The sequence below is a fragment of the Curtobacterium phyllosphaerae genome (genome assembly GCF_049341865.1).
GTDB classification, from domain to species: Bacteria; Actinomycetota; Actinomycetes; order Actinomycetales; family Microbacteriaceae; genus Curtobacterium; species Curtobacterium phyllosphaerae.
The window spans coordinates 176520-186891 of sequence record NZ_JBMPIU010000004.1 but is presented as its reverse complement, the minus strand read 5'-3'; the positions used below and the strand labels follow the sequence as shown (position 1 = coordinate 186891).

Below are 10372 nucleotides of genomic sequence, written 5' to 3'. Positions count from 1 at the left end.
CCCCCGGCGACCTCCGCGGAGTACCGTCGCAGCATGGCCAACATCGTCACCCAGATCGCAGACAAGGTCCGCCCGCTCGGCGTCTCCACCAACTACGGAGATCCGATCGAGGTCGGCGACAACACGCTCATCCCGGTGTCGATCGGCTGGTTCGGCTTCGGCGGGGGCGGCGACGACCAGCAGGGCGGCGGCGGCGGTGGCGGCGCGTCCGTCCCGATCGGCGCCTACGTCCGACGTCCGGGCAAGGACATGGTGTTCGAGCCGAACATCATCGCACTCCTCGCCGTCGCGACACCGTTCGTGTGGACGGCGGGCACCGTGGTCCGCAAGCTCGTCCGCGTCCTCAAGAAGTAGCGCGGCCCGCGCCGCACGCGACCCAGCGACGGACGGGAGGCCCGGTACCAGCTGGTACCGGGCCTCCCGTCCGTCTCCGGCCCGCGTCCGAACCCGCACTCGGTGGCGATGCCGAACCGCGGGCCGCGGTGCGCGCGGCCTCGACGCGGGCGAGCGCCCCGGCGAGGCCGTCCTCGTGGTGCACCAACCCGAGGACGAGTTCGGTGTCGGCGGGGACCTCGACCGACCCGAGCGGGGCGAAGTACGCCGCGTCCGACTCGGTGGGAGCGTGCGGTGACGGCACCGGCATGGGAGCAGCATCCCGCGCGGTCCTATAGTAGGTGCAACACACACGGGAGTCCGGGCGGTACCGGGCTGAGAGGGAGCGAACGGCGCTCCGACCGTCGAACCTGATCCGGATCATGCCGGCGCAGGGAGGAGTCCTCATGCGCGATCGCGCCACCACGTCCACGCGTCCCCCGGCCGGAGTGCCCGCCGAGCCCCGCACCCGTCGTCCGCGGAACCTCCGCTGGCGTGTCGTCGACATCGTCGTGGCGAGCGTCCTCGCCGTCGCGGCCGGTCTCGTCTTCACGCTCTGGGACCTCGGCTACGCCCCGATCAGCGCCGGGCTGCAGGTCGTGCTCCCCGGACTCCAGTCGCTCGTCGGCGGCGTCTGGCTCTTCGCCGGGGTGCTCGTCGGCATCGTGGTCCGGAAACCGGGCGCGGCGCTCTACGGCGAGCTCGTCGCCGCGACCGTCGAGGCGCTCCTCGGCAACTACTGGGGCGTCACCACGATCGAGTCCGGCCTGGTGCAGGGCCTCGGCGCAGAGCTCGTCCTCGCACTGTTCCTGTACCGCTCGTACCGACTCCCGGTCGTCGTGCTCGCGGGCGCCGTCGCGGGGCTCGCGCTCGGGTTCAACGACCTGGTGTTCTCCTATGCCGGGTACGCCGTCGGGTTCAGCGTGACGTACGTCGTCGGCGCCGTCGTGTCCGGTGCGGTGATCGCCGGACTCGGGTCGTGGCTCGTCGTGCGGGCGCTCGCCGCGACCGGAGTGCTCTCCGGGTTCGCCGCCGGACGGGAGGCCCGCGCCGCGCGTCCGTCTCGGCGCCCCGCCCGGCGAGCGTGATCGACGCCCCGTCGGTGGACGTCGAGCGCGGACCCGTCGACCCGCCGGCGCGAACCGGGGGCGCGGCGCGGATCGTCTTCGACGGGTGGGGCTACCGCTACGGCGAGCGGGACGGCTGGGCGGTCCGGGGCGTCGACCTCGTGGTCGAGCCGGGGGAGCGCGTCGCGGTCGTCGGACCGTCCGGATCGGGCAAGTCCACGCTGCTGCGCGCGGTCGCCGGCGTGCTCCCCGACAGCGACGGCGGTGACGACGACGGCGGTGGGGACGCCGAGGCAGGCCGCTGCACCGTCGACGGCCGCGAACCCCGGGGCGTCCGCGGCCGTGTCGGACTCGTCATGCAGGACCCCGAGGCGCACACCGTGATGTCCCGCGTCGGGGACGACGTCGCGTTCGGTCCGGAGAACCTCGCCGTGCCGCGGTCGGACATCTGGTCGCGGGTCGACCACGCGCTCGAGGTCGTCGGGCTCGACCTGCCGCAGGGACGGGCGACGTCGACGATGTCCGGCGGGCAGCGGCAGCGGCTCGCGCTCGCCGGGGTGCTCGCGATGCGCCCCGGTGCGCTCGTGCTCGACGAGCCGTGCGCGAACCTCGACCCGGACGGCACGGCCGCGGTGCACGACGCCGTGCGGGCGCTCCTCGACCACAGCCGGGCGACGTTCCTCGTGGTGGAACACCGGATCGGCACCTGGCTCGACCTCGTCGACCGGCTCGTCGTCCTCGCGCCGGGGGAGGGCGTCGTCGTCGACGGTCCCCCGGCGGCCGTGCTGCGCGACCACGCCGCGCTCCTCCGGGACGCGGGGGTGTGGGTCCCGGGCGCCGGGATCGACCCCGTCCGGTCCGCGGACCCGGGTGCGGTCCTCCTCCGCACCGATGCGCTGACGACGGCGAGGACGCCGGGCACCCCGGTCGGCCGGGCGCCGGACCTGGCGCTCCGGGCGGGCGAGTGCCTCGCCGTCACCGGGCCGAACGGCGTCGGCAAGTCCACGCTCGGCCTGACGCTCGCGGGACTGCTGCCTCCTGAGCATGGCGCAGTCGTGGCGACGGCGGCGTTGGTCCCGGTGGCAGCGGGGGCCGTGACGGCTGGTGTGGTCGCCGCGGGGTCGGCCGGTGACGTCGGTCCGCACCCCATCGACTGGTCGAGCGCGACGCTGGCCGTGCGGATCGGGACCGTGTTCCAGGAACCGGCGCACCAGTTCGTCGCCGGGACGGTCGCGGACGAGCTCGCGGCCGGTCCTCGGGCGGTCGGGATGGCGGAGTCCGCGGTGGGGGAGCGGGTCGACGAACTGCTCGACGCCCTCGGCCTGTCCGCACTCGCCGACGCGAACCCGTTCACGCTGTCCGGCGGGGAGCAGCGCCGGTTGGCGATCGGTGCCGCGGTGGCGGTGCGGCCGCGGGTCGTGGTGCTCGACGAGCCGACGTCTGGGCAGGACCGCCGAACGTGGCACCAGGTCGTCGACGTCCTCGGGGCGCTGCTGGCGGGGGGGACGGCGCTCGTCGCGGTGACGCACGACGCCGCACTCGTGGAGGCTCTCGGCGCGCAGGAGGTCCGGCTCCAGCATCCGTCGGCGGAGTCGTCGGTGCGCGGACCCGTTCCGGGCCCGGCTCCGGGCCCGGAGCCGGTCTCGGTCCGGGGGCTCGCCGTGAACCCGGCGGCGTCCCTGGTCGGCGTCCTCGTCCTCGCCGTGTGTCTCGTCACGAGTCTCGACGTCGTGTCGGCCACGACGGCGCTCGCCCTGGAGCTCCTCCTGCTGCCGCTCGTCCGGGTGCGGCTCGGGACACTGCTGCGACGCGGAGCGCCCCTGCTCGTCGCCGGTCCGCTCGCCGGCGTCGGCATCGCCCTCTACGGCCGTGCTGACGGCCGCACCCTGTTCGACCTCGGACTCGTCCACGTCACAGACGGGTCACTCGGACTCGCCCTCGCAACGGTGCTCCGGCTCATCGCGATCGGCCTGCCGACGATCGCGCTCTTCGCCCGGGTCGACCCGACCGACCTCGCCGACGGCCTCGCACAGGTGCTCCGACTCCCGGCGCGCTTCGTCCTCGGTGCGCTCGCCGCCATCCGGATGACGACCTTGATGCGCGAGGACTGGCGGGTCCTCGGCATGGCGCGGCGTGCCCGGGGGACGGCGGGACGCGGACGGTTCCGTCGGGGCGCGTCGATGGCGTTCGCGCTCCTCGTCCTCGCGCTCCGTCGCGCGACGACGCTCGCGGTCGCGATGGAGTCCCGCGGATTCGGAGCGCCGGGTCGCCGCACGTGGGCGCGGGAGTCGCGGTTCGGGCCGCGCGAGTGGGCGATGCTCGCGGCGCTCCTCGGCATCGGCCTGGCAGCGATCGGTGCGGCCGTCGCCGCCGGCACATGGCACACGCTGTGACCGGGGTGCTCGGAGACCGCGCGTTCCTCGACGCGGACGGCGCACCGGTCCCGCTCAACGTCCTCGTGGCGGAGGCCCACACCGCCTCGCGGCCCGTGGTGCTCGTCGACGGGCGATCCGGAACGGGCAAGACGACCCTCGCCGGTGGCCTCGCCGCCGCGCTGGGCGCCGAGCTCGTACACCTCGACGACGTCTACCCCGGGTGGGACGGGCTCCGCGCCGCGGCCGACGCCGTCGTGCGGGACGTCCTCGGGGGGTCGAGGACGTCGGCGGGGCGCGGGTCCGAGGACCTCGCCGACGAACCGGTCCCGCCGCAGGTGCCGGAGCCGACCCCGCGCCCGGGGTGGCGGCGGTACGACTGGGGGGCGGGCCTCCAGGCCGAATGGCACGCGCTCGATCCGACCCGGCCGCTCGTCGTCGAGGGGTGCGGCGCGTTGTCGCGCGGAGCGGCGCCCCGCGCGACGCTCCGGATCTGGCTCGACGGCGAGGACGCGACGCGTCGACGGCGAGCGCTCGACCGGGACGGCGCGGTGTTCGCGCGGGAGTGGGAGCGTTGGGCGGCCCAGGAGCGGGCGTTCATCCGCGAGGAGGACCCGATGTCCCTGGCTGACCGGCTGCTGCACCTGCCCTGAGGGCCGGTGCGTACCGCGGGCCGCCGACCGCCGGCCCAGGGCTGTCGTCCGCCGGCCCAGGGCTGTCGCCGAGGATGCGCGGATGCGGGGATGCGCGGTTCGGGCGCTGTGCCACTCCGGATGTGTGCGTCCTCGGCGGAGGGCGGGTCAGGCCCAGCCGAGCTCGTGCAGGCGTTCGTCGTCGATGCCGTAGTAGTGGCCGATCTCGTGCACGAGGGTGGTGTGGACCTCGTCGCGGAGGTCCTCGAGCGTGTCGCATTCCGCGAGGTGCGCCGTCCGGAACACGACGATCCGGTCGGGGAGTTCGCCGAAGCCGTACTGGCCGCGTTCGGTGGCCGCGATGCCGTCGTACCTCCCGAAGAGCTGTTCCCCGTCCTCGGGTTCGTCCTCGACGACGAAGGCGACGTTCTCGAGGCCGTCCATCATGTCGTCGGGCAGGAGGTCGAGCTCGTCCGTCACGAGGGCCTCGAACGCTTCCGGCGACATCTCCATCACGGGTCGATCCTCCCAGCCTTCCCTGGGTTTGCCGCCGTCCGCCCCGTCGCTGCGGCGAGTGAGCAGGAATCGTCGGCAGGGCGTCGCGCACCCGACGATTTCGACTCACTCGAGGCCATGTCCGTCCCGCCGCCCGCCGCCCGGTCGTCGCTGCGGCGAGTGAGCAGGAATCGTCGGCAGGGCGTCGCGCACCCGACTATTTCGACTCACTCGGAGCCATGTCCGTCCCGCCGCCCGGACGTCTTGTCGGCGAGTGAGCAGGAATCGTCGGTCGCCGGTCACCCACCCGACGATTTCGACTCACTCGACGGATGCCTGTCCCGCCGCCCGGTCGTCGCTGCGGCGAGTGAGCAGGAATCGTCGGCAGGGCGTCGCGCACCCGACGATTTCGACTCACTCGACGGATGCCGCGACCGCGCCGCTCGGAGGGCGGGCCGGTAAGCACTGAGGGAGAGCTCCCGTTCCGTCAGGCGAAACAGAACGCTCCCTCGGATCGCGCCGCCCAGAGGGCGGGCCGGTAAGCACTGAGGGAGAGCTCCGGTTCCGCTAGGCGGAACAGAACTCTCCCTCGACCGGGTGAATAACGGGGCTCGAACCCGCGACCTCCTAGACCACAACCAGGCGCTCTACCAGCTGAGCTATATCCACCATGTCGCGCCCGGGGTGGAGCCCAGACGCGGCTCATCAATAGTAGTACAGACGGCGGCTCGTTCCGAACCATCTGCGACCGGCGGGCCGCGGTGCGGGGGTGGGTCGTGCCTCCAAACCGGATCGGCTCGTGTCGCCGTGACGCGTGGTTCAGGCGTCGGGTGCGACGAGCCGTGGCGCCCACTTCGCGACGACCTCGGCATTGATCGCCTTGACGTCGTCCGACGTCGGGCCGGGCTCGGGCGTGAAGCCGGCTCGACGGTAGTACTCGAGCTCGCGGATCGACTCCAGGATGTCCGCGAGGGCCCGGTGCCCGCCGTGCTTCTCGGGTGCGTTGAAGTACACACGCGGGAACCAGCGACGGCTGAGCTCCTTGATGCTCGACACGTCGACGCTCCGGTAGTGCAGGTGGCTGTCGACGCGGGGCATGTACTTCGCGAGGAACGCCCGGTCGGTGCCGATGGTGTTGCCCGCGAGCGGGGCGGATCCCTCGGCCGGGACGTGCTGGAGGATGTACTCGAGCACCTGGTACTCGGCGTCCGCGAGACTGACGCCGTTCGGGATCTCGTCGATGAGGCCGGACGACACGTGCATGTTCGTCACGAACTCGTTCATGTTGTCGAGCGCCGACTGGTCCGGCTTGATGACGATGTCGAACCCGGGGTGCACCGGCTCGAGGTCGAAGTCGGTGATCACGACGGCCACCTCGACGAGTTCGTCGACGGCGATGTCGAGGCCCGTCATCTCGCAGTCGATCCAGACGAGACGGTCGTTCGCGGTAGCCATGGCTCGATCCTATTGCGCCGCGGTCAGCTGACCTCGCCTGCGGCGATCGCCTCGGCTTCGACGCGTTCCGGCTCCGGACCGTCGTCGACGCGGCGCAGTGCCTTCGTGGCGACGACCGTGACGATCAGGGCGACGACGACCGACGAGCCGGCGAACACGTAGGCGGCGCTCGGGTTGATGGCGTCGGCGAGGAGCGTCGCGGCGGGGGGTGCGATGGCGCCACCGATGAACCGGACGGCCGAGTACGCACTCGACGCGACCGCGCGGGGGAGGTCCGTGGCCTCCATGACGCTCTCCGTGAGCACCGTGTTCAGGATGCCGAGGACGAGTCCGCCGACCACGACGCAGATCACCAGGCCGACCTGGCTGCCGACGAACACGGCCGCGGCGAACAGGTCGAGGGCGAGCAGCGGGAGCGCGATCCGCAGGACCGTCGTCCGGCGGAGCCGTGCGGTGAGCAGCGGAGCGACGAACACCGAGGTGATGGCGAGACCGAGACCCCAGCCGAAGAACGTCAACCCGATGCCCATCGCACCGAACCCGAGTGGGAACGGCGTGTACGCGAGGAGCACGAAGAAGCCGATGTTGTAGAACAGCGCCGTCGCGGCGAGTGCGGCGAGGGCCGGCCGTCCAAGAGCCCGGAACGGCGCGGAGAGCTTTGTGGGGACGGGCTTCTCCATCGCGTTCGACTTGAGGAGCACCACGATCGCGACGAACGCGATCGCCATCAGGGTCGTCACGCCGAAGAACGGACCGCGCCAGCTGACCGAGCCGAGCAGGCCGCCGACGAGCGGGCCGATCGCGATGCCGAGTCCGAGGGCCGCCTCGTAGAGGATGATCGCGCTCGCGGTGCCGCCGGATGCCGCGCCGACGATCGTGGCGAGTGCCGTCGAGATGAACAACGCGTTGCCGAGGCCCCATCCGGCGCGGAACCCGATGATGATCCACACGTTGTTCGACAACGCGGCGAAGAGCGCGAAGACGACGATCAGCGCGAGGCCGATCATCAGGGTCTTCTTCGCTCCGATGCGGCTCGACACCCAGCTGGTGAAGAACATCGCCACACCCGTGACGGCGAGGTAGCTCGTGAAGAGCAGCTCCGTCTGCGAGGGGGTCGCCTTGAGGGATGCGGCGATCGCGGGGAGGATCGGGTCCACGAGGCCGATGCCCATGAACGCGACGACGCTCGCGAAGGCGATCGCCCACACGGCCGTCGGCTGCTTCAGGATGCTGTTCCTCGGCGGGTGGCCGCCTGTCGGTGCGTGCGTGCCGCTCGGTGCGTTGCCGCCTGTCGGGGCGTGGCTGCTGGTGGCCGCGCTGCTGCCGGTCGGGGCGTGGCTGCTGGTGGCTGATGCGCGGGTGCTCACGCGGGGATCTCCGTTCTCACCCTCGATGCGAGGAGGGTCGCTGCGTCGTGCAGGGTGTTCCATTGGTCGGGGTCGAGGTCGTCGAAGAGTGGGAGGACCTCGCGGGCCAGGGTCGTGCGCCAGGCCGTGATCGCGTCGTGCCCGGCGGCGGTGATGGCGATGAGTCCGGCGCGGGAGTCGCCGGGATCCGGGGTCCGGTCGACGAGGCCGTCGATCGTCATGTTCGCGACGAGCTTCGTCATGGTCGGCTGGCTGACCCGGCTGGCAGTGGCCAGTTCGCCGATGCGCATGGTTCCTTCGGCGTCGAGGATGCCGAGGGTGCGCCAGACGGCGGACGATGTGGCGTTCCCGCTCGCCTGCGCCGCGCGGCGGATCAGCCGGTTCACCGAGACCAGGAGGGTCTCGATCGTCACGTCGTGCGTCGGGCTCATGCGCCCAAGTGTATAGCCTAGCTATGTAAATCGCAATGGAGGCGCGGGAGACGCTCGCCAGGACGGTCGCGTGGCCGCTCGGTCCGGCTGGGCATGCGGCCGGGCTGGGCGTTCGCGGCCGGGCTGGGCGTTCGTGGTCGGGCTGGGCGTTCGTGGTCGGGCTGGGCGTTCGGTGACGGGCTCCTGGTAGAACGGTCCCATGAGCGAGATCACGATCAACGAAGGCGACGAGTACACCGCCATCTACCACGGCGGCCCCTTCGACGGCACGACCGACTCCAGGACCGCGACGAGCGACACGTGGGAGACCGAGGTCACGGCCTACGCGGGGGTCGAGGGGCTCGAGACCGCGTTCACCTACACCGCGACCGGAGCCAAGCAGGTCCTCGACCAGGTGCACGTCGACTACGCGTTCGACCCGAAGGACTCCGACCCGGTCGACGACCTCGACGAGCGTGGCGACCGGAGTGGCTCCTTCGACCGCGAGTGACACCCGGTCGGACCCCGACTGACACCGACACGGCCATCCCGCGGAATGCGGGGTGGCCGTTCGATGTTGGCGGACGCATGCGCATCGATCTGTACACGTCGGCGTTCTGTGCACCGTGCGGCGCTGCCCGACGCATCGTCGACGACGCCGTCCGCGTCGTCCCGGGACTGCGCGTGCGCGAGATCGACGTGGCCGCCCACCCCGACGACGTCGAGGCGCTCGGGATCCGATCGACTCCGACCATCGTGGTCTCGGACGCCGCGGGCGCGGAGGTGTTCCGGTCCCCGGGCGTTCCTCGTCGGGACCAGTTGCTGCGGGCGCTCGCACTCGCTGTCTGACGGGGCTCGCGCTGGCTGGCTGCGGGTGCTCGCCGTGGCCGTCTGTCGGTGCTTACGCTGGCCGTCGGGCGATCGAGGGTGCCCCCGGCAGGAGTCGAACCCGCAATCGTCGGAGTAGAAATCCGCTGCCTTATCCATTGGGCCACGGGGGCTACGTCACCAGGATATCCGGGTGCGGCGTCGTCCCACCGTCATGACGAACGCCGGCGTCGGGACTCGGGCGACCCAGCTCGTCGCAGTTCTGTGGCGGATGGACGCCTGTTGCTCTCGACTCAGACGCCTGTTGCTCTCGACTCAGACCCTTGTTGTTCGGGACTCAGTCGTCGTCCTCGCTGCGGCGGCGCAGCTCACTGGCGCTCACGGGTGCGCCGTAGGGGGCTTCGTCGGTCTCGTGCGGATCGGCGAACTCCGCCGGGACGTCGGTGATGCGCGTCGGGATCGACGTCGTGCTCGTGTCTCCCGCGGGGGACGCGGCATCGACCTTCGGGTGGGTCAGCGCGCCGGGTTCGTCGCGGCGCTCAGCAGCAGGCGCGGAGGTGCTCGGTCCATCTGCGGACGCCGGTGCGGGGCCGGGCGGCGCCGGGACGACGGCCGCCGGTGCGACCGCGCCTGGCAACGGAGTCGCCCTGCCTCCCTCGCTGCCCTGGCTGACGGCGGCAGGGCGGGCGCCCTCGGGAACGACGGCTGCCGGGGAGCCCGTCAATGTGCCCGCTCCCGACGCGGCTGCGACCGCGCCGGACGCGGCTGCAGGATCGGCTGCCGGCCGTCCCGCACGTGACCGAGGCTGATCGATCTGCTCCGCGTTCCACGCCTGTTGGCGGGTGATGAGGTCCGCATCGGGGTCCGGAGTCTCGAACTTCCAACGTTCGAGGTCGTTCCGGAAGAGCCTGCGCGCCCTGGACGGCCTCGACTGCCATTCGAGCATCCGGTCGCGGAACTCGGAGAGGGACTGTTCGGCCTGGAAGCTGAACGTGGACGAGTTGCGCTTGATGTCGGCGATCTCGTGCTGCGCCCAGTTCGCGGCGACGGGCGCTCCCGACACGGGCAGGAGTCGGAGGCGGATGTCCGCGTCTTCGGCGAGGTGGTCGGCGTACGCCCGCTCGTCGTGCCCGAGGCTGCCCCAGGTCGATGCCTTGCGAGCGGCGGAGATGATGCCGGCGACGGCCGCGTTCCGAGCCTCACGCTCCTGCACGGCGATGATGCGCTTCGTCGCGCCGCGACCGATGAGCGCCGCGACGACACCGGCCACGACGATGGCGACGAACGGGACGACCGCACCGGCGATGAGCTGCGAGCCGCGATCCGACCCGCTCCAGTCAACGAAGTTGCTCCACCAGTCCATGCGGGCACTGT

The 10372-nt window shown here is 72.0% G+C and carries 12 protein-coding genes, 2 tRNA genes and 1 riboswitch; of the genes, 6 read left to right on the top strand and 8 right to left on the bottom strand.

Going from position 1 to position 10372, the window contains the following annotated elements:
• Nucleotides 1–33 precede the first annotated feature (33 nt).
• Nucleotides 34–354 carry a hypothetical protein gene (locus ACO0E0_RS08960; RefSeq protein WP_422871060.1) on the top strand — a complete coding sequence of 107 codons (321 nt, stop codon included), beginning with the start codon at nt 34–36 and terminating at the stop codon, nt 352–354.
• Here the strand turns inward: ACO0E0_RS08960 and ACO0E0_RS08955 are convergent.
• The gene (locus ACO0E0_RS08955; protein WP_422871059.1) at nt 344–643 is read right to left on the bottom strand and encodes a hypothetical protein; all 300 of its coding nucleotides are present in this window, start codon (nt 641–643) and stop codon (nt 344–346) included. The two genes, ACO0E0_RS08960 and ACO0E0_RS08955, sit on opposite strands and share 11 nt — an antisense overlap.
• Nucleotides 644–675: 32 nt before the next feature.
• Nucleotides 676–788: riboswitch (TPP riboswitch) on the top strand.
• Here ACO0E0_RS08955 and ACO0E0_RS08950 point away from each other — a divergent pair.
• The 3 genes from ACO0E0_RS08950 (at nt 780) to ACO0E0_RS08940 (ending at nt 4464) form a co-directional block, all read left to right on the top strand.
• Nucleotides 780–1460: an ECF transporter S component gene (locus tag ACO0E0_RS08950; RefSeq protein WP_422871058.1), complete on the top strand. Its 681-nt coding sequence runs from the start codon at nt 780–782 to the stop codon at nt 1458–1460. (Overlaps the previous riboswitch by 9 nt.)
• Complete coding sequence (locus ACO0E0_RS08945) at nt 1457–3832, top strand: ATP-binding cassette domain-containing protein (RefSeq protein WP_422871057.1); 2376 nt, start codon at nt 1457–1459, stop codon at nt 3830–3832. The genes ACO0E0_RS08950 and ACO0E0_RS08945 overlap by 4 nt, the downstream gene beginning before the upstream one ends.
• The gene (locus ACO0E0_RS08940) at nt 3817–4464 is read left to right on the top strand and encodes a nucleoside/nucleotide kinase family protein (RefSeq protein ID WP_422871056.1); all 648 of its coding nucleotides are present in this window, start codon (nt 3817–3819) and stop codon (nt 4462–4464) included. Before ACO0E0_RS08945 ends, ACO0E0_RS08940 begins: the two co-directional genes overlap by 16 nt.
• Nucleotides 4465–4611: 147 nt before the next feature.
• On the opposite strand, the gene ACO0E0_RS08935 is transcribed toward ACO0E0_RS08940, so the two are convergent.
• From ACO0E0_RS08935 to ACO0E0_RS08915, 5 genes are all read right to left on the bottom strand, one after another.
• Complete coding sequence (locus tag ACO0E0_RS08935; protein WP_422871274.1) at nt 4612–4956, bottom strand: metallopeptidase family protein; 345 nt, start codon at nt 4954–4956, stop codon at nt 4612–4614.
• Between the two features lie 578 nt (nt 4957–5534).
• Nucleotides 5535–5607, bottom strand: a tRNA-His gene (locus ACO0E0_RS08930).
• A 150-nt stretch (nt 5608–5757) separates the two neighbouring features.
• The gene (gene orn, locus ACO0E0_RS08925; RefSeq protein WP_422871055.1) at nt 5758–6393 is read right to left on the bottom strand and encodes an oligoribonuclease; all 636 of its coding nucleotides are present in this window, start codon (nt 6391–6393) and stop codon (nt 5758–5760) included.
• Between the two features lie 23 nt (nt 6394–6416).
• On the bottom strand, nt 6417–7622 hold the full coding sequence (locus tag ACO0E0_RS08920) for an MFS transporter (RefSeq protein WP_422871273.1): 1206 nt from the start codon (nt 7620–7622) through the stop codon (nt 6417–6419).
• Nucleotides 7623–7756: 134 nt separating this feature from the next.
• Nucleotides 7757–8191, bottom strand: coding sequence for a MarR family winged helix-turn-helix transcriptional regulator (locus ACO0E0_RS08915; protein WP_422871054.1), 435 nt, complete (start codon nt 8189–8191; stop codon nt 7757–7759).
• Nucleotides 8192–8390: 199 nt separating this feature from the next.
• On the opposite strand from ACO0E0_RS08915, the gene ACO0E0_RS08910 reads away from it, so the two are divergent.
• Entirely contained in the window at nt 8391–8681 is a 291-nt protein-coding gene (locus tag ACO0E0_RS08910; RefSeq protein WP_422871053.1) for an oligoribonuclease, read from the top strand.
• 77 nt (nt 8682–8758) lie between these two features.
• Nucleotides 8759–9019, top strand: coding sequence for a glutaredoxin family protein (locus tag ACO0E0_RS08905; RefSeq protein WP_422871052.1), 261 nt, complete (start codon nt 8759–8761; stop codon nt 9017–9019).
• A 79-nt stretch (nt 9020–9098) separates the two neighbouring features.
• On the opposite strand, the gene ACO0E0_RS08900 is transcribed toward ACO0E0_RS08905, so the two are convergent.
• Nucleotides 9099–9171: transfer RNA gene (locus tag ACO0E0_RS08900), tRNA-Arg, on the bottom strand.
• Nucleotides 9172–9335: 164 nt separating this feature from the next.
• Nucleotides 9336–10361, bottom strand: a complete 1026-nt coding sequence (locus ACO0E0_RS08895; RefSeq protein WP_422871051.1) for a hypothetical protein — start codon at nt 10359–10361, stop codon at nt 9336–9338.
• Nucleotides 10362–10372: the final 11 nt, after the last annotated feature.

Bases quoted from the DNA above. Each gene is read 5' to 3' on its own strand.
- orn (WP_422871055.1), bottom strand. From the start codon at position 6,393: ATGGCTACCGCGAACGACCGTCTCGTCTGGATCGACTGCGAGATGACG.
- ACO0E0_RS08895 (WP_422871051.1), bottom strand. From the start codon at position 10,361: ATGGACTGGTGGAGCAACTTCGTTGACTGGAGCGGGTCGGATCGCGGC.
- ACO0E0_RS08960 (WP_422871060.1), top strand. From the start codon at position 34: ATGGCCAACATCGTCACCCAGATCGCAGACAAGGTCCGCCCGCTCGGC.
- ACO0E0_RS08905 (WP_422871052.1), top strand. From the start codon at position 8,759: ATGCGCATCGATCTGTACACGTCGGCGTTCTGTGCACCGTGCGGCGCT.
- ACO0E0_RS08910 (WP_422871053.1), top strand. From the start codon at position 8,391: ATGAGCGAGATCACGATCAACGAAGGCGACGAGTACACCGCCATCTAC.
- ACO0E0_RS08955 (WP_422871059.1), bottom strand. From the start codon at position 643: ATGCCGGTGCCGTCACCGCACGCTCCCACCGAGTCGGACGCGGCGTAC.
- ACO0E0_RS08915 (WP_422871054.1), bottom strand. From the start codon at position 8,191: ATGAGCCCGACGCACGACGTGACGATCGAGACCCTCCTGGTCTCGGTG.
- ACO0E0_RS08935 (WP_422871274.1), bottom strand. From the start codon at position 4,956: ATGGAGATGTCGCCGGAAGCGTTCGAGGCCCTCGTGACGGACGAGCTC.
- ACO0E0_RS08940 (WP_422871056.1), top strand. From the start codon at position 3,817: ATGGCACACGCTGTGACCGGGGTGCTCGGAGACCGCGCGTTCCTCGAC.
- ACO0E0_RS08950 (WP_422871058.1), top strand. From the start codon at position 780: ATGCGCGATCGCGCCACCACGTCCACGCGTCCCCCGGCCGGAGTGCCC.